Genomic DNA, 18,690 nt, shown 5'->3' with positions numbered 1-18,690 from the left:
GGTTTCAATCCTTCAAAGGCGGAAAGCGGTAGCGGCGTGCAGCCACTGTCCAATCCATATTGTTGCGTACATACTGCTGGCTCGCATCGGACGGAGGGTTGTAGTCCCAAGGCTCGCGGGCACCGGCCTCCATCGCGGCATGTAACGCACGACGCGATTTTTGGGTGGCGATTATCTTCTTTCGCAAAGCACTGCCGTCCCAGCGCTCGGCGACTTCAGCCGCAAAACGAGCTTTAGCGTCGGCGTAGCTTGGGTCCGAAGCGAAATTCTTCGTTTCCATCGGGTCAGCACTCAGGTCATAGAGCTGCGGTGGGTCGCTATCACAATGAATATATTTCAAGGGCCCGCGCCGGATCATGATCACAGGATAACCCGTCATCTCGGCACAGTATTCTCCGATTGCCTCATCAACTGGATCATCTTCACCCCGAGCCAGAGGCATAAGGCTACGACCGTTGATCGGCTCTCCGATCATCGTCTCATCACCGCCACCGATGTCGATAAATGTCGGCAACAGATCGACGAGTGACACCGCATTCTGCGCCGTCCCAACCGCAATGCCCGGCCCGGCCATGACTAACGGAACTCGCGCGGAGTGCTCAAAGAAGCTCATTTTGTACCACAGCCCACGTTCGCCCAGCATGTCGCCATGGTCGGCTGTGACAATCACAATGGTGCTGTCCAACTCGCCCGTTTCTTCGAGGGTTTGAACCAGCTCTCCGATTTTGCTGTCGAAGTAACTGACGTTTGCCAGGTAGGCATGGCGCGCGCGCAGGATTTCTTCCTCGGTCAGTGGCACATAAGACGCTTCGATCCCATCCAATAAACGTCGTGAAAAGGGGTCTTGATCCTCCAACGCGGGCACAAACGCGGGCAAGTCAATTTCATCATCCGTATACAGGTTCCACCATTCGGGCCGCGCAACGTAAGGATCATGCGGGTGAATGAAGCTCACCACCATCGCAAAGGGCGCATCGTTCCTACGTGCTTTGTCTCGGGCAACATCGAAGAGCCAGCGATTGGCGGCAAAGCCAACTTCATTGTCATAGTCGATCTGGAAGGTAGCGTGGGCAACGCCGCTTTCCTTGACCGTTTGCATGTTGTGATACCACTTGTCGATCCGCTCGTCCGGGGCCTCCCAATCTGGGGTCCACGCAAAATCAGCAGGATAGATGTCGGTTGTCACACGATCCTCAAATCCATGCATCTGATCCGGTCCGACAAAATGCATCTTGCCTGCCAAACATGTACGATAGTCCAGCGATTTCAGATAATGCGCAAATGTTGGCACCGAAGCCTTGAACTCGGATGCGTTGTCGTAAGCTGCGATGCGACTGATGTGCTGACCCGACATAAAGGAAAACCGTGAAGGCGCACAGAGAGGGGAATTGCAGTAAGCTGCATCGAAGCGCATGCCGCGCGCGGCCAACGCGTCAAGATGTGGCGTCTTGGCGACCTTATGTCCGTACGCCCCTGTGAAATGCGGAGCCAATTGGTCCGCCATGACCACAAGGATGTTTGGCCGCGTCACGTGGCACCTTTTGCGTAAGCGTCCAAGACTAAGCCATGGAAGTGATGAACGGCGTGCTCGGACTTGCCGGACCCGTCCGGGTCATTGACGATCCGACCTTGGGTGAACGCAGGCGTTTTCATCCCGCGCTGTACGCTTTCGACGAGGCTGATGTCTTCGACCTGAAGTACCTCGTCCAGATAGCGAATTGCATCCAGCTCCATCGCGTCAGGTTCCGGAGTCTCAAGAAAAAAGTCATACGTCTCAAGCGTCCGATCTGGCCCAACAGGGATGATGTTCAACACGATCATGCTGGACCGTCCGGGATACCGCATCAGGCAAGTGGTGGGATAGAGCCACCAAACCGCGTGAGTTTTCACCGTGGCGTTCGAGACGTCATAGGCGGTATTTGGACTGTTGCCTGCGTCAGCCATATGGCTGGAGTAGATGCCGTAGGTTGTAACCTTGTAGGTATCCATATCCACGAGGTCACAAAAATCCTTATGGGCCGTAGGGCAATGATAGCACTCAAGGAAATTGTCCACGACGTTCTTCCAATTCGACTTGATGTCGTAGGTTAGACGGTGGCCAAAAGTGAGTTGATCCACATCCGGTGCCCAATGGCGCACCTCGGTTTCCAGGTTTCCGGATTGCTCTGACAAAGAGGCAGCCGTCGGATCCAAATTGACAAAAACAAAACCGCAAAATTCTTCAACCTGTACAGCATCGAGACAAATCTCATCCTTGTTGAAGTCTTCGAGGTTTTCAGTATGTGGCGCACGCGCCAATTGCCCGTCAAGCTTATAGACCCAAGCATGATAGGGGCACATAATCCGTGTGGTATTGCCTTCGCCTGATAGCAGTTCATGGGCACGGTGTTTGCATACGTTGTAAAAGGCGCGAAGCTTACCCTCTTTGTCGCGCACAACCGCAATAGGTTGACCGGCAACATCCACCGTTACATATGATCCCGGCTCTCGTGTTTTCTCGACATGACACACCCATTGCCAAGTTTTGGAGAGGATGGTGCAAAGGTCTGCGTCAAACCACTTGCGCTCGGTGTAGGCAGCAGCCTGCAATGAGCTGGAGCGCGATGGGTCAGCATGATAGCCAAAGAAAATTGCACCTGAATCAGTCATGATAGCGTCTCCGATGTTAGGTTAAATCTATTGCACGTGGGATTCGAAGCTATGTTTAATCAGCCGCTAGTTTGATTATTTTCGCCAAGCATTTGGCTTTCGGGGACACCGCATTAACCCATCAAGCACTGCGTTTAACTGACAAGCGAATGCTGGGCCCTTGCCTGCATCTGTTATGCGGTCATTCTCTGCACACTGCAGGAATCGGCAAAATGGGCTCACTGCCGTCATCTGAGGCTTTTCGTCGGATGACCGGTTCGCCGCTCTGAGCGGCCATCCGCGCTGTTGTGGTTTAGGTGATGTCTTCGCATTGGCTTGTCTCTCACGTTTGCGCTTGGTCATCAGATCAACCCGTACTGTTTGGGCGTTGCGGGCCATTCATCCGGGTCCGTCTTGATCAGTTTGATGATGCCTTCCAGCCCAGTCGGCCAATTATGGTAGACGTGATGGCCGTTGATGCGGGCCAACGTGCGCAACGCGGTATGGACCTTGTCGGCTGTGTCCCGGTTGCCGTGCGATCCGATCAGGACCGCTTGCCTCATACGATCCCGTTCAACAAAGCCGTGAAGGTTTTCGCGCAGCCACAGCACATAAGCGATCCGATGCAACAGATTATTCGGCCACTCAAGCGGCTTGCCACCGTTGGCGCGGATCATTTCGCTTTCGGTGATGTCGCTCGGTAGGTGGACCACATTAGGTTCCACTTCAGGGAAACCACGGGGCAACTCACGGGAAATGCTAGGGTGAGACGTCCAGCACACAGGACGCCCCACCACAGATGGTCTGCTATCAGTCTTCCTTGTCGGTTGGTGATAACGCCACGCTGACATCGCCTCGCACTTCCATGAAACGAGGCAATTCGAAAATTCTGTGTACGGCTATAGTGGGGGTGAATTGGCCCTATCTGGCCACTGATGAGCGTTCTGTACGGCTATAGTGTGGGTGAATTGATTTCAGACCTTCAAGCCGCCTCTTTGGCCAGCCTGTAAACCGTCGCCCTGCTAACCTTGAAGTCCCTTGCGATCTGGGTCGGCTTTTCTCCGTTCTGGAACGCTTCACGAATGGCGGCTGCCTTGTCCTCGTCCATCGCAGGGCGTCCTTTGAACTTCCCCTCAGCCTTCGCCTTAGCAATCCCTTCACGCTGCCTTTCAAGCCTCACCTCACGTTCAAACTGAGCGACTGCCCCAAGGATTGTCTCAAGCATCTGTGCGGTGGCGCTGTCGTTCATCATGGGCATGTTCATGATGTGTAGTTGAACGCCTTTGCCTGAAAGCCGCTTGCGAATATCGATGAGGTCGGGGACAGAGCGCGCCAGACGGTCCAGCTTAGTGACAACCAGAGTGTCCCCTTCGCGGGCGAAGTCTATGGCGGCCTCAAGCTGGTCCCTCTGCTTCACACTGCTGACCTGTTCCGCGAACACCTTCTCACACCCGTGGTCTGTTAGCTCACGCTGCTGAGCCTCAAACCCTGCAATCTGGTCTGCTGTGGATGTCCGTGCGTATCCGATGAGCATATGCCTGCCTCCGAGTTTGTATCGTTAACTTCTAAGGGTTAAGTAAGAAGGTGTGCTTTAAGTGTCAACCCCACTTAAATGAGACAGTATCTGGGGGGTTGGCACCTGTCTTGTTACACTCCGGTCAAATTAGACGAAGAGGTTCAGACGACTTTTCGGTGGTTCGTGAAGGTCAGGGCATATCGCCGAACGTCAACGAATGTCACATCGCTTCTTTTGTAGGTCACCTTATCCTGCAATTGGAGTGTGATCCTCTAACACTATGGTTCCCTTATTGGTAGTCGCAACTACGCTCTGATCTGAGACGAAACTCGAAGAGAAAAGCACCTTGGGGTCGCACTAGTTCGGTCGAAAGAGAGCCGGGGGGACGGGGGGACCTGTGCGGCAGTGTTTACTATTTATTTCAGTCAAACTTTTTCGCCGAAATACTTGGTTGCCTTCTTCGTGTAGCCATTGTCTTAAAGTCTCCTCAAGCGTTAGTCCTAATCGTGGTGTTAATGTGAAACCAAAACTGTACTTGCATGCTGGAACACATAAAACTGGCACAACCGCTATTCAGACTTTCTGCACAAGAAATCGAGGCGATCTGGCATTGCGTGGGCTACTCTATCCTCGCGTCAAAACGGGAAAACACTTTGATGATCGCCATTTAAGCTTGGTTCATGCGTTTTCAGACGCACCTACCAGGCTGACAGCGTCCGCGGCGCAGACTATACTGGCCAATATCGCAAGGGATGCACAGCGTCTTGACAAACCTGTTCTACTTAGTGCCGAACCAATTTGGCGCCACACCTACGGTATTGCCAACTTACCCTGGTACGGCGCCCGCGATGCTTATATCTCTCGATTAGCGGAAGCGCTGACACATTTCGATGTCACCCTAGTTTTGGTGTTCCGCCGCCCCGATAATTTTGCGAAATCACTCTTTTTGGAAAATTCTTCTAGAGGGGGAGTTAAGTCTGATTTCAAAACTTACTGCGAAAACATCAAGTCGAGGAGCGCTGACTACTGGACCAACTATTGCCTGCTCGCAAGCCACTTTCCAAAGGTCAAATGCCTACTCTACGAGGACTTGTCAAATGAAGGTCTTATCATTTCATTCTTTCGACACCTTCATTTCGATGTTTCCGAACTTGAACTACCCGGAATAATTCGAGAGAGCATCAATCCTGCAGAAGCCGTACTACTTAACATCCTCAAGGGCGCTTCGAACCGAGGCACAAGTAAGATGAACTCTTGGCTGGAGAATGTTCAGGTTCGTTCGTTGGTCGAAGAATACCTTGAAAAAAACCGTGACTGCGACTTATGGGAAAGCCATCACGCTCGCGCAGTGTATTTGGAACAGTTCGACACAGGTTTAGAACAATTGCGTAGCACTTGTTTCGTAGAACGAACAGAATTGTTCGAACCGCTTCGCGCTGGCGACACCAAATCCGCGCTGACTTATCCGGATAGCAAACTGGTGGAGAACTTAACTGCACTTGTTACAATGTTAGAGCAAGCCGAGGAATTGGAGCGAAGACCAAAAAGCTCTAAAGGAGTATTGCGCTCGAAGGCAAATGAGCTGTGGCGCTCCATCAAGTTCGCGAGACGCAGTGGCAGCGATTGACACATAGCGTTCATCGGTCGGTACTCAATGTTGAAATTGAATTGACACCCGCTGTACCACATCAGTACCACTTTTGAACCCACTAGCGGCTTTGTTATCCAATAAAATAAGGGGTTTTGCGAGGGTTGGATTTGCAAAAGAGCCATCTCAGGTGCGCCACATCAATTAACTTAATTTAACAAATACAATGAGTTAGTTGGATATTGCGCTCTGTTAGGTGACACATTAGGTGACACATGGCAGCAAGTTGGTTCAAAATCGGCCCAATCAATATGAAGATAAAATACGTAGAGTGGCGTAGGGGCACAGCCTACTATCGCCGTCGAATTCCGTCCGACCTACAGAATAGATACGATGGGAAAGCTCATTTGTTTTTCTCGCTCAAGACTGACAACCCGGCATTGGCAGCAAAACGGTCACTCGAAGAAACTCGGCGCATCGACAGAGAGTGGAGCCTGTTGAGGGCGAAGGGGCAATCAGACCTTCAGACTAGAGAAGAGGGAATGGCGGTACTGCGAAAGTATGGTCTGAAGCCGGGTCAAGCCGTCGAGTACGAAAAATACGACATCGAGCCGGATGAGTTTGTAGATGAACTCCTCGCTCACTCTCACGACCCATACGGAAACAACCCCGGTATCGTGAAGGAACGTCTACCAGCAAGCCTTAGGATGGCAGCTGAGTTGTTTTATGCTGAAGGTGATGAACTGAATAAACTCACCTGCCCCAGCTTCTCTGACGTTATCGTGAAGCACCTCTACTTTCATCCAAGACGGGCATCAGACCCTCAGTTTGACCGAGCCACACAGAGGTTCATAAAGGTCAATGGAGACATGCCAGTAGATCAATTTCGGCGGGAACACGGGAAGGTGCGCAGTAAATGCTGATGAAACTATGAAAAAGCATCCAATGGCTGAAATCGCTTAGAGAAATGGCATTTGGTTACTCGTTGAATTTGTAGCTGCTTGGAGCAAACCCAAAGTCACCGAATGCTCTCTGACGCATTACCTTCCCTCTGGCTTCCTTACATGGGTAGTGGTTTGGATACAGGTTAATACCGATCCTGAATACTAGACCAATTGACGGTACAATCAGGGTTGCGGGCAAACCAGTCTTTCACACTTGCCAACCCATCAGTCGCCCTAAGGTAGAGAAAATGAGCTTATTTTCCAAGATTGCGTTTGGTGCTGACACCTATTTTGACGCGTCGGCCAAAGATCGTTTTCACGATGCGAGTGCCTTTTTACTTTATTGCCTTTCTAACATTGGTGAAACGATCTGTTTTGGGGCTTCGACCGTGAGCCGACGTTGGCTAAGAAACGGTTCGATGACTGAGTTACGGACAATTCCGTCTTTTGCCGACGCAGCTACTCTGCGGACAACGCTAGTGGGACGAAATGTCTCTTTGTCTTCCTTGTCGACCGATACAGCTACAAGCTCCTACCTAGTCAGCAGGTACAGAGTCCCGTTTACCGATTGGTGTTAACACCTATGCCTTCCCCTGTAAGCGCGTAAGCGGGACTCATTTGCCCCAGAGGTAGTGACCCGCTTGTGATTGTCGCTTTTACATCGCCACACAAAGAAACAGTGAAAAGCTCTCGCACCCAGTCACACTGAAGTTCGCAATTATGTTCTAATTAGTATATGACTCGAATTTTACCCCTACCCATAGCCGAGATACCCGAGGACTTCGGGATACATGTCTGCTGTGAGGATCGAAGGTGTCACCGGGGCCGGGACTTCTGGCCGGGTGAGTTACTGAAGAAGCTAGGACCGGATTCGACGTTCCACGACATACTGAACCGTATGCGGTGTTCACACTGTGGCAGGCGTCCTGTGGGGATTAGGCAGTTCTATCGGTTGGGCGTGCCGTGCACTCCTAGTTATTAGAATGGGATCGATATCAAACCGCTTATTGCCGGATGCTCCTTATCGCGCACGTACCTTCCCAAACTTCGATAAAAACCATGTGCATTCATCGCACCAAGTCCCACCCCTAACCAGATATCCATCATATTGCTTTCAATATTCTTGATGGTGACACAACGAGTGACACATTTGACTTTTCTATTGGCGCAAGCAACTGTAAAATAATAAAAATAACGATGAAAAAGTTGGTAGAAAATCCTCTCAGGTGCGCCACTTCTCTTGTGTTTGTTTTTGCTCTGCACAGTAGCGATTGGTATGCAATCTAGCTGCCGACAAAACAAAACCCCCATCAGAGATAACTGAGGGGGTTCACATTATGGTACGGGATAATGAGTTAAATCAGCCGCGCCAGGAACGGATGACACCGCAATCCATATGCACGAAATTCGACCGATAGTACTGGCCAACGCCTCCGGCGCGGCAGGAAATTGCAGCTTTCGCCATTTGCGAGACCGAGCGCGAGGATAAACGCAAGTCGGCAGCCTGGCCTTTCATATGCAGGGAATTCTTGGCGACACCGCGAGAGCGACGGCGCAGCATGGCATTGGTTTGCGGTGAGCGGTAACCAGACAGCAGCATATAGGGTTCGCTTACATCCAGCATATTATGCGCCGCAGCCATGATGTCGATCGTGCGCAGGTCCATGTCCTTGACCTGATCGCTGCGCCAATCACGCATGAAGTGATTAACCTCTTTCACCGCGTCCTTGATATATTTTCCGTCAACCCAATATACCATATCGATCCGCTCACCGGTGCGGCCCGAATACATACGAATGCGGCGAATGTCGCCACCGCCGCGAAGAAAACCTGCTGCTTTGGAATATGTTGGTGCCGCGACAACCGCCGTTGCGGCGAATGCGCCCAATAGGGCACGCCGGGTCAAGCCCGATGTACTGCTCTCGGTCATTTCAGTTTCGTCCCGTACTGTTCCTGCCTGCACACGATGTTACGCGCGCTGTCTTAATTTTTATCCCATCCCAGATGCGGGATTTATTGCACAGTCGGAATCATCCGCCAAGGAGTCTTTGCTTGCGCTTTAATCAAGGGGGAATTTTCGGCAGTTTTTTGCGCAACTGATGCAAACATGCATGATAATTCTGCATCCCAGGTTCCAACGATGCAAACACGCATCACGGTAAAAAGAAGAGGCTAATTGATATATTTGTGAATAGACATTAACTGCACCTCCAAACATTATTTCTAAACGCCGTAGAAATTTTGCGGCAAATCATTGAATAACCAAGGCTATCTGATGTCGTTTGTTTCTCGTGCTCGTTCTAGTGTATTTGCAGCTACCTTTGTGGCAGTTTCAGCTTCCGTCGCCTTGGCGGGAACGTCTGACACCGCCTTCCAGATGGCGGTGGCTGAAAGCACGGTTTCAAACACTGCGATCGCTGAATTCTACCGAAAAAATGCGTTCGATCCGGTGTGGGTAGGCAACACACCTGAACATCAAGCGCGGCGCGCTGCCTTGATCAAGGCTTTGTCAACAATCGACATGCATGGGCTTCCGCGCGCGCGCTATGATGTCTCGGCATTGATTGCGAAGATGCAGGGCGCCAGAACAACCCGTGATTTGGGTTTGATCGAGGCTGAGCTAAGTCAAGTTTTTGCTAAATATGCCAACGATATACAGTCCGGTGTTACTTCACCTTCGCAAATCGATGCTGGCCTTGTACGGGATGTTGAACAGCGCAACCCGCAAGAACACCTGAAGCGTCTTGTTGCCGGCGATGGTGATGAGTACTTCAGTGAGATTATGCCTCAATCACGCCAGTATCGCGCGTTGATGAAGCAGAAAATTGCGCTCGAAACGCTGATCGAAAAGGGCGGGTGGGGTGAGACCGTTCCTGTCACAAAGCTTGAGCGCGGAGACACAGGCGCGAATGTCATCAAATTGCGCAATCGGTTGGTCGCTATGGGTTATTTGAAGCCCACTGCAAGCCCCAACTATGATGACGTGTTGCTTGCTGCCGTTCAGGCGTTTCAAACCGCACATGGGCTTGAACCGGATGGCGTTGCAGGTAATGGAACAATCACCGAGATCAATCGGCCAGTATCCGATCGTCTGAAAGCGGTTTACGTTGCTTTGGAACGTGAGCGTTGGCTGCCCGAAGAACGTGGTGAGCGCCATATTCTGGTGAATCAGGCAGACTTTTCGGCAAAGATCGTTGATGACGGTCAAGTCACGTTCGAGACACGCGCAGTCATTGGCAAAAATACACATGATCGCCGTAGTCCAGAATTTTCGGACGAGATGGAGCATATGGTGATCAACCCCAGCTGGTATGTTCCGCGCTCGATCATCACCAAAGAGTACCTGCCGAAATTACAAGCTAACCCGAACGCAGTGGGGCATATCCAGATTACTGATCGTGGGGGGCGGCAAGTTAACCGGGGCGCTGTTGATTTCACCCAGTTCACCGCAAGGAACTTCCCGTTCTCGATGCGTCAACCACCAAGCAGAAGCAACGCGCTGGGTCTGGTGAAGTTCATGTTCCCGAACAAGCACAACATCTATCTCCACGATACGCCACAGAAGTCTTTGTTCGCGCGCGAGGTTCGGGCTTTCTCACACGGATGTATTCGATTGGCGCAGCCATTTGAATTTGCATATGCATTGCTGGCCAAACAGGAAGAGGATCCAAAATCTTTCTTCCATCGTGTGTTGAACACTGGAAAAGAGACGAAGGTGAACCTTGAAAACCCGGTGCCGGTGCATCTGATCTACAGAACGGCCTATGTTGGACCGAAGGGTGAGGTTCAATATCGCCGTGATGTATATAACCGTGATCGCAAGATCTGGGAGGCATTGCAAAAGGCAGGGGTAGCCCTGCCGGACGTTCAGGGGTAATCACGGGGCAACTACGCGCTACGAGGAAGCCCGCATGCAATTCACAGTTCAGCAAATCGCCGACGCTCTTGGTGTTGTGGCCGAGGGTCAGACGAGTTTGACGATCCTTCGCGCAGCCGAGCCAGGCGATGCCGGACCAACCGATCTGGCGATGGCAATGTCGCCCAAATATGCCGAAGCCTTGGCGAATGGCGCGGCGCGGGCCGCTGTACTTTGGGATGGGGCAGATTGGCAGGCTTTGGGTCTTGAGGCCGCCATCTTTGTTCAGCGCCCGCGTATGGCGATGGCCGGAATAACGTCGATGCTGGATCGCGGGCAGGGCATTGCACCGGGGATCCACCCATCGGCTGTTATCGATGAAACTGCTGAGATTGGAGAGGAAGTATCAGTCGGTCCGCTCTCCGTGATCGGAGCGCGGGCAAAGATCGGTAAGGGTTCGGTTATCGGAGCGCATTGCGTGATTGGGATGGATGCTTCGCTGGGTGAAGGCGCTCTGCTTCGCGAGATGGTAAGCATCGGGGCGCGGGCGCAGATTGGCGATCGTTTTATTGCTCAGCCGGGTGCGCGTATCGGAGGTGACGGGTTCAGCTACGTCACGCCTGAGGTATCAGGCGCAGAAAACGCGCGGAAAACACTTGGCGATCAAGGGGATGCAAAAGCACAGAACTGGTTGCGCATTCGCTCACTTGGGGCGGTTGAGATTGGTGACGATGTTGAAGTTGGGTCGAACTGTACGGTCGACAACGGCACTATCCGCAACACCGTGATCGGAAGCGGGTCCAAGTTGGATAACCTTGTACATGTAGGTCACAACACGCGCGTGGGGCAGGATTGCTTGCTATGTGGTCAGACCGGAGTATCCGGTTCAGTTGAGATCGGAAATAACGTTGTATTGGGTGGTCAGACTGGCGTTTCCGACAACATCTTTGTCGGTGATGGGGTAATAGCCGGTGGAGGTACCAAGATCCTGTCGAATGTGCCTGCTGGCCGCGTGATTATGGGCTATCCAGCGATCAAAATGGAAAGCCACACAGAGATTTACAAAGCCCAACGCCGATTGCCCCGTTTGGCCCGTGACGTTGAGGCGTTGAAAAAGGCTGTTTCCAAACTGCCTCCAAGCGATTAAATCAACCCCAACACGATAACCAGGGGATCGAGATGAGCATCAGCGACCGCGTCATTGCAATCATTGCCGAGCAGGCCGTGCTTGAGCCTTCGGATGTGACGCCCGACAGCACGCTCAAGGATTTGGGCATCGATAGCCTGGGTCTGGTCGAGAGCATCTTTGCCATCGAAGAAGAGTTTGATATCACGGTGCCCTTCAACGCGAACGAACCCACCGCAAGTGATTTCGATATTTCAAACGTGGCCGCGATTATTTCGGGCATAGAAAAACTTGTATCGGAAAAGGTCTGACCTCCGGTATGAAACGCGTCGTCATTACGGGTGCGGGCACCATCAATTCTCTGGGTCATTCTGTCCCTGATACGCTGGAAGCCATGCGTGAAGGCCGATGCGGTATCTCAGATCTTGAGTTCCGTGATGTAGATCGGCTGTCGATCAAGATCGGCGGTCAAGTGCGCGGTTTTGAGGCTGAGGGGCGGTTCAATCGTCAGCAGATGACGCTGTATGATCGGTTCACACAGTTCACGCTGACCGCCACCAAAGAGGCGATCGACCAGTCAGGCATTGTGTTCTCGGGTGATACCGCGGCACGGTCAGGCGTTGTTTTGGGAACTGCCGGGGGCGGTGTTTCAACCTGGGATGACAACTATCGTTCGGTTTACGAAGACGGCAAAAACAGGGTGCATCCATTTGTTGTCCCCAAATTGATGAACAACGCAGCAGCCAGCCACGTTTCGATGGAACACAACCTAAAAGGCCCCAGCTTCACGGTGTCGACCGCTTGTGCATCATCGAATCATGCCATGGCACAGGCATTTCAGATGGTGCGCAGTGGGGCTGCACCAGCCATGGTAACTGGCGGGTCGGAATCGATGCTGTGCTTTGGCGGTGTTAAGGCGTGGGAAGGGCTCCGTGTCATGTCCAAAGATGCCTGCCGCCCATTCAGTGCGAACCGAAACGGGATGGTACAAGGCGAAGGAGCAGGTGTCTTTGTCTTCGAAGAATATGAACATGCGCGTGCGCGTGGCGCTGAAATCTTGTGCGAAGTCGTGGGCTTTGCCATGTCTTCAGATGCGGCTGACATCGTTATGCCAAGCAAACAAGGGGCTTCTCGTGCGATGGCCGGTGCCTTGGCTGATGCAAAATTAAACGCCAGTGACGTGGGGTATATCAACGCGCATGGCACTGGCACGGCTGCCAATGACAAAACCGAATGCGCTGCGGTTGCTGATGTATTTGGCCCTCATGCAGATGACCTCATGATCTCATCTACTAAATCAATGCATGGTCATTTGATTGGTGGAACTGGCGCGGTCGAGTTGCTGGCCTGTATCATGGCCTTGCGCGACGGAATTGTCGCCCCGACTATCGGCTATGAAGAGCCTGACCCCGAATGTGCACTCGATGTGGTGCCGAACGAAGCGCGTGAGGCGAAGGTCGATGTCGCACTTAGCAACGCGTTTGCCTTTGGCGGATTGAATGCCGTTCTCGCGCTAAAGCGGATATGAAAAAGCCGTCGCTGTTAAGCAACGGCCCGGGTTTTAGCTAAATTCGGTATCAGTTTGCTGACTCAGTCAGGCCATCAAATGCTGCGGTGAAACCGCTTAGCGACATCTCCATGTTCAGCACCTGATCCGGCAGGCGGGCAGGGACCAGCGAGAGCACCGCAGTGGATCCCGATCTCATGGCATCGATATCGCCCTGTGTCAGTCCCAGTTGCGCAAGACATCCTACCGGGACACAGTGGTGATAGTTATACAACTTGCGCGGCGCACCATCGATTGAAACCGCCAACTGAGCCTGCAGAAGTGTTTCAAGCGGAACCACGACATTTGCCCAAGCGACAGCGGCACCTCCTTGCGGCAACTTGCCGATCGACACCTCGGCGATTGGATCGCCTTGCTGATTGTTCAGAATCTGAACCATGGCGCACGGATCCTGGCTAGCATCGGATTTGATGCAAGAAATTTTCCAATCGCCCGATTGCTCTTTCTCATATTGCTCGCCAATCCGGGGACCGGTCTGGCCCAAATCCAGATCAGAACCGACCTCGGCCCCGGTTTCCGGAGCGTCGGTGCTTTCTTGCGCCAGGGCCGTGGTGCAGAAAAGTCCTGCCGCCACGATGCTAAGGGGTGCCAATTTCCTGATCATAAATGCCTCATCTTGATGATCCAGCTTTTTGCCTCGTCTAACATTGTTGTAGGGCGGTGTCAGGAACAATCCGAACGACGGTCTGCAAATTACTCAATTTTTTTGCCGATACGCGCCAAACACAGCAAATTAAGCAGTGAACAGGCAATGAAAAAGGGAGCCGGTGGAGCGGCTCCCTTCTTGAATTTTTCTCCCCGTCGGACTGGCCGACTTAGTTATGCGCAGACGTTACGAAAGCGAAACCCATCGGTCAACTGCTAACCCCCAAAAAAAGAACCGATATCGTTGGATTTGGTCAGAATTCATAAAAAAGCCGTGCCCGAAGGCACGGCCAGTCGCCAGGGAGGAAGTTTGCCACCGCAGTCAGACCACGATGAGCAACATTTACTCTCGCAGCGAAAGGTTAACTTTGTATGCTTGCAGCAGATCGGTAGAATTCAGGGCAGTTTCTTAATGGACAACAAAATATTCGTAGGCGGCGGCGGTGATGGATACTCAGTGGCACAGGGGTTGTCATTGAAATACGCGAACCGCCACGGTCTTATCGCCGGCGCGACCGGAACAGGTAAGACGGTAACGCTGCAAATTCTGGCCGAAGGATTTTCGCAAGCCGGTGTTCCGGTGTTTCTGTCCGATGTCAAAGGTGACTTGTCGGGATTGGCGCTGCCCGGTAGCGAAAGTCACAAGCTGCATCAAGCCTTTCAGGACCGCGCTGCAAAGATCGGGTTCGATACATTCTCGTACACCGCGTGCCCGGTTACTTTTTGGGACCTGTTCGGTGAACAAGGCCATCCCGTCCGAACGACCGTGACAGAGATGGGCCCGCTGCTGTTATCCAGACTGATGGAGCTTAGCGAGGCGCAGGAAGGTATTCTGAATATCGCCTTTAGGGTCGCGGATGAAGAGGGCATGCCGCTGCTGGACTTGAAAGACCTGCAGGCATTGCTGGTCTGGATTGGCGAAAACCGAGCCCAGCTGTCGCTGCGATATGGCAACGTTTCCACGGCATCGATTGGTGCCATTCAGCGGCGTTTGCTGGTGCTTGAAAATCAGGGTGGCACGAACCTGTTCGGTGAGCCTGCGCTGGAACTTGCAGATCTGATGCAAACTGACGAAAGCGGGCAAGGTATGGTGAACATCCTGGCCTCGGACAAATTGATGGGGTCTCCGCGTCTATATGCGACTTTCTTGTTATGGTTGCTCAGTGAACTCTTCGAGGAATTGCCCGAAGTTGGTGATCCGGAAAAACCCAAGCTGGTGTTCTTCTTTGACGAGGCGCATTTGCTGTTCGAGGACGCTCCGAAAGTGCTGGTGGACAAGGTCGAACAAGTGGCGCGGCTAATCCGATCGAAGGGTGTGGGCGTGTACTTTATTTCGCAAAACCCAGCCGACATTCCCGAAGATATCCTCGGCCAACTGGGCAATCGGATCCAGCATGCGCTTCGGGCATTTACCGCGCGCGATCGAAAAAACCTGCGTCTGGCGGCAGAGACCTATCGCGAGAATCCCGCCTTCGATACCGAGGCCGCCATTCGCGAAGTCGGCGTGGGCGAGGCGGTAACCTCGATGCTGCAAAAAAAAGGGGTCCCGGGTGTCGTCGAACGCACCCTGATCCGACCGCCGGGTTCTCAACTTGGTCCGATAACCAAGACTGAGCGTCAATCGTTCATCGAAGCGTCTCCAATGGGTGCCAAATACGGCACCCGGATCGATCGCAAATCTGCCTTTGAAATCCTGCAGGCCCGAGCCAATGCGGCGGCCAACGCGGCTGAACAGGCCGAATCTGACGAAGTTTTGGAGCAGCAGAGCCCGATGGAACGGGAATATGCCTCGGCCCGCAGATATTCGGGCAGTCGTGTCGGGCGCTCTTCTTCGCGTGTCTCGCGAAAGAAGGATACTTTCGCCACGGCCATGAGCGAGGCCGTGATCAAAGAGCTGAAAGGAACGACAGGTCGCCGTATCGTTCGCGGCATCCTGGGCGGATTGTTTCGCAATCGCTGAAACGTAGGATAAGGCGCGCGATCAACAGGTAGCAAGCCGCCTGATCAGCGCTTCAATCGCCGCAGGCCTTCTTGTTTGCAGTAGTTGTCTGCCTCGGGCACCGACATCTTGGTGGCGGGGAAATCGATCGCACGATCCCAGCTGACCCTGTCATGCCGGTAAAGCTGGCAGGTCACGACCCCTTTGGGTGTCTGCACCTTGACCGGGGTGGTTTCCAATTCCTCTGGCGTGGGTACGCAGGCCGATAACACTGCCATTGTCGGAACGGCCATAGCGAATGTTTTGAGTGGTTTGTTCATAGCGAGGTCGATGCTTTCATCCTGGTAAACTTCAGATCGTTAACAACCCTGCGCCAATCTCGCACAGAGCTTGGCACAGCAGCGATGTGGTGGATCGCAGTGTGCAGGTTTAGCCCTTTCTGATCTTCCGCACAATAAAACGCGCCGGTTCACGGTGCGTTAGGGGAAATTCTCACGAAATTTTGCTTATTTCTCTGGGATCAACCCTCTTGGGCTGAATCTGAGAACAATCAGCAGAATAAGTCCCATCGTGAACAACCGCATATGTGCTGCGCTGTCTATCAGATGCGACTTCAAAGCGCTGCCATCGGGTATTCCTGCGGTGATTAGGTTCATCAGCCACAGGCCAATGGGTTCAACCTGCACCCACAAGAACCAGATTAGGAACGCTCCCAGTACGGCTCCGAAATTGTTGCCCGATCCGCCGACGATGACCATGACCCAAACAAGGAAGGTAAAGCGCAAGGGGTTGTAGGTACCTGGTGTCAGCTGCCCGTCGAGCGTGGTCATCATTGCGCCGGCAATGCCGCAGATGGCCGAACCCAGAACAAAGATTTGCAAATGACGGCGGGTGACGTCCTTGCCCATCGCCTCAGCCGCGACTTCGTTGTCACGAATGGCACGCATCATGCGGCCCCAAGGACTTTTCAACGCCATCTGAGCCATCCAGAGCAGTATCAGCAACACGATGAGGAACAGCAACGAATACCCAAGCTTCACGGATAGGGTCGAGGCGGTGACGGGGTCCAGCCCGAACCATTCGGCCCGCGCGATGAAAGAGGGGTCTTGCTGCAGCTCAACCTCATAGCCCACCACTGGTGCGGGGCGTGGTATGCCGTAGACATTCTTGACTCCTCGGGCCAACCAGTCTTCGTTTTTCATAACCGCGATGATGATTTCGGCGATCCCAAGCGTAGCAATCGCCAGATAGTCCGAACGCAAACCCAGAGCGGTTTTACCGATCAGCCACGCCGCGCCTGCGGCCAGCAACCCTCCAGCCGGCCAAGCGAATAGGACCGGCAGGTTCAGCCCGCCGATATTGCCTGCCACAGCAGGATCAATCGCTTCGATCGAAGCAACATTGGGATCAAAGATTGCGCGGTAAACAAAAAATCCAACGACCAGAATGCCGATGATCGCAAATGTCCGTGTGCGCCCTTTCGGCATCTTCTGCGCGACCATAACGGCCGCAACCACGGTTGCCGCACCCAGCAGAAGCGAAAGTATGACACCGTAACCTCCACTTGACCATGCGCCGGGTGTCGGTGGGGTTGAGATCAGAACAACCGCAAGCCCGCCCAGCGCGACAAAGCCCATGACACCGACATTGAATAGGCCCGCGAAGCCCCATTGCAGGTTCACTCCGATCGACATGATGGCTGAGATCAGGCCCATGTTCAGGATCAGGATCGCCGCGTTCCAGCTTTGCGTAAACCCGGTCAACAGGATCAGGCCGCCAACGACAACAAATAGCAGCGTGTTTTTGACGGGCTCGCTCATATTACTTTTCCTTTGAACAGGCCTGTCGGCTTAAACAGCAGCACGATCAGCAAGATGGCGAAGCTGACGGCGAATTTGTAGTCGGTGGACAGGAACTGGACCAAACTGGACGGTTCCAGGTTTTCCGGTGCCAGATAGGTCAGCACCTTTTTCCACGCATAGGTGACGGTCACCTCAGAAAACGCGATGATGAACCCGCCAGCAATGGCGCCCAGAGGGTTGCCGAGTCCGCCAACAATGGCCGAGGCGAAGATCGGCAGCAAAAGCTGGAAATAGACGAAAGGCTTGAAGCTTTTGTCGAGGCCGTAAAGCACACCTGCAGTGGTTGCCAGGGCGGCGACGATGATCCAGGTGATCATCACCACGCGTTCGGGGTTGATGCCGGATAGCAGCGCCAAATCTTCGTTATCCGAATAGGCGCGCATCGACTTGCCGGTGCGGGTTTTGTTGAGGAACCAGAACAAAGCTGCCACGGCTAGTACTGCGACAACAACCGTGATGGCTTGCGAGGTCTTAATCGCAAGCCCCTCGTTCAGCCCCGTCCAAGCCTTGAAATCCCGCGCTTTGATCAGGAACCGCGCACCGTCTGAGAACCTCTGGTCATCCGGCCCGATGATGAACCGTACCAGCCCGTTCATGATAAACATCACGCCCATGGATACGATCACCAGAATAACCGGTTTGGCCTTTTGTTCCCGGTAGAACCTATAAACCAGTCGGTCGGTGATCAGCACCAGAACGATGCAGCCCAGAATAGCGAAGGGCAGGGCCAGCAGAGCGGTCGGCAACGGCCCAAAACTGACACCGGCGGCCTGCAGGCCCCACGTGACCAGCACGGCAATCATCGCACCAAAGGCCATAGTGTCGCCATGGGCAAAGTTCGAAAACCGCAGGATGCCGTAGATCAGCGTCACCCCCAACGCGCCCAGCGCCAACTGGCTGCCATAGGCGATTGCGGGAACAAGAACGAAGTTGGAGAGCGCCACAAGGGCGTTGAGGAAATCCATTAGTTCGTTACCTCATTTTCCAAGTTCGTTCGTTTTTTCGACTTGTTTTCAGAG

16 protein-coding genes are annotated in these 18,690 nt (G+C 53.2%); 7 read left to right on the top strand and 9 right to left on the bottom strand.

Translation table 11 applies throughout. The features are described from left to right. Positions 1-4: 4 nt before the first annotated feature. The 4 genes from betC to ACR0KN_RS03340 form a co-directional block, all read right to left on the bottom strand. Positions 5-1,531 carry a choline-sulfatase gene (gene betC, locus ACR0KN_RS03355; protein ID WP_480651359.1) on the bottom strand — a complete coding sequence of 509 codons (1,527 nt, stop codon included), beginning with the start codon at positions 1,529-1,531 and terminating at the stop codon, positions 5-7. Next, positions 1,528-2,649, bottom strand: a complete 1,122-nt coding sequence (locus ACR0KN_RS03350; protein WP_480651357.1) for an aromatic ring-hydroxylating oxygenase subunit alpha — start codon at positions 2,647-2,649, stop codon at positions 1,528-1,530. Before ACR0KN_RS03350 ends, betC begins: the two co-directional genes overlap by 4 nt. Positions 2,650-2,990: 341 nt before the next feature. Beyond that, positions 2,991-3,341: a hypothetical protein gene (locus ACR0KN_RS03345; RefSeq protein ID WP_480651355.1), complete on the bottom strand. Its 351-nt coding sequence runs from the start codon at positions 3,339-3,341 to the stop codon at positions 2,991-2,993. Positions 3,342-3,610: 269 nt separating this feature from the next. Continuing rightward, positions 3,611-4,162: a recombinase family protein gene (locus ACR0KN_RS03340; RefSeq protein WP_480651353.1), complete on the bottom strand. Its 552-nt coding sequence runs from the start codon at positions 4,160-4,162 to the stop codon at positions 3,611-3,613. Positions 4,163-4,661: 499 nt separating this feature from the next. Here ACR0KN_RS03340 and ACR0KN_RS03335 point away from each other — a divergent pair, with 499 nt between their 5' ends. Beyond that, positions 4,662-5,771: a hypothetical protein gene (locus ACR0KN_RS03335; protein ID WP_480651351.1), complete on the top strand. Its 1,110-nt coding sequence runs from the start codon at positions 4,662-4,664 to the stop codon at positions 5,769-5,771. A 272-nt stretch (positions 5,772-6,043) separates the two neighbouring features. After that, positions 6,044-6,655, top strand: a complete 612-nt coding sequence (locus tag ACR0KN_RS03330) for a DUF6538 domain-containing protein (RefSeq protein ID WP_480651349.1) — start codon at positions 6,044-6,046, stop codon at positions 6,653-6,655. Between the two features lie 1,381 nt (positions 6,656-8,036). Here ACR0KN_RS03330 and mepK read toward each other — a convergent pair. Further along, positions 8,037-8,606 (bottom strand): peptidoglycan L,D-endopeptidase MepK, encoded by a 570-nt coding sequence (gene mepK, locus ACR0KN_RS03325; RefSeq protein ID WP_480651347.1) that lies wholly within the window; start codon positions 8,604-8,606, stop codon positions 8,037-8,039. Positions 8,607-8,951: 345 nt separating this feature from the next. Between mepK and ACR0KN_RS03320 the strand changes: the two genes are divergently transcribed. From ACR0KN_RS03320 to ACR0KN_RS03305, 4 genes are read left to right on the top strand one after another with little or no spacing between them, the layout of a single operon-like run. Continuing rightward, the gene (locus ACR0KN_RS03320) at positions 8,952-10,553 is read left to right on the top strand and encodes a L,D-transpeptidase family protein (protein WP_480651345.1); all 1,602 of its coding nucleotides are present in this window, start codon (positions 8,952-8,954) and stop codon (positions 10,551-10,553) included. 34 nt (positions 10,554-10,587) lie between these two features. Continuing rightward, entirely contained in the window at positions 10,588-11,679 is a 1,092-nt protein-coding gene (lpxD, locus tag ACR0KN_RS03315) for a UDP-3-O-(3-hydroxymyristoyl)glucosamine N-acyltransferase (RefSeq protein WP_480651343.1), read from the top strand. Positions 11,680-11,711: 32 nt separating this feature from the next. Continuing rightward, on the top strand, positions 11,712-11,969 hold the full coding sequence (locus ACR0KN_RS03310) for an acyl carrier protein (RefSeq protein WP_480651341.1): 258 nt from the start codon (positions 11,712-11,714) through the stop codon (positions 11,967-11,969). A gap of 8 nt (positions 11,970-11,977) precedes the next feature. Next, a complete protein-coding gene (locus ACR0KN_RS03305; protein WP_480651339.1) occupies positions 11,978-13,186 on the top strand; it encodes a beta-ketoacyl-[acyl-carrier-protein] synthase family protein in 1,209 nt (402 codons plus the stop codon). 49 nt (positions 13,187-13,235) lie between these two features. Here ACR0KN_RS03305 and ACR0KN_RS03300 read toward each other — a convergent pair whose 3' ends face one another. Then, positions 13,236-13,829 (bottom strand): invasion associated locus B family protein, encoded by a 594-nt coding sequence (locus ACR0KN_RS03300; protein ID WP_170470310.1) that lies wholly within the window; start codon positions 13,827-13,829, stop codon positions 13,236-13,238. A gap of 453 nt (positions 13,830-14,282) precedes the next feature. Here ACR0KN_RS03300 and ACR0KN_RS03295 point away from each other — a divergent pair, with 453 nt between their 5' ends. Further along, positions 14,283-15,830, top strand: a complete 1,548-nt coding sequence (locus tag ACR0KN_RS03295) for a helicase HerA-like domain-containing protein (RefSeq protein ID WP_480651337.1) — start codon at positions 14,283-14,285, stop codon at positions 15,828-15,830. A 44-nt stretch (positions 15,831-15,874) separates the two neighbouring features. On the opposite strand, the gene ACR0KN_RS03290 is transcribed toward ACR0KN_RS03295, so the two are convergent. The 3 genes from ACR0KN_RS03290 to ACR0KN_RS03280 form a co-directional block, all read right to left on the bottom strand. Then, on the bottom strand, positions 15,875-16,129 hold the full coding sequence (locus ACR0KN_RS03290) for a hypothetical protein (protein ID WP_170770911.1): 255 nt from the start codon (positions 16,127-16,129) through the stop codon (positions 15,875-15,877). A 186-nt stretch (positions 16,130-16,315) separates the two neighbouring features. After that, positions 16,316-17,629, bottom strand: coding sequence for a branched-chain amino acid ABC transporter permease (locus ACR0KN_RS03285; RefSeq protein WP_480651334.1), 1,314 nt, complete (start codon positions 17,627-17,629; stop codon positions 16,316-16,318). Continuing rightward, entirely contained in the window at positions 17,626-18,636 is a 1,011-nt protein-coding gene (locus tag ACR0KN_RS03280; protein ID WP_170470298.1) for a branched-chain amino acid ABC transporter permease, read from the bottom strand. Before ACR0KN_RS03280 ends, ACR0KN_RS03285 begins: the two co-directional genes overlap by 4 nt. Positions 18,637-18,690: the final 54 nt, after the last annotated feature.

It is taken from the genome of Ruegeria sp. AP7, assembly GCF_056539905.1.
The sequence above is the reverse complement of the archived record's forward strand: the minus strand, read 5'-3'. Positions and strand labels throughout refer to the sequence as shown.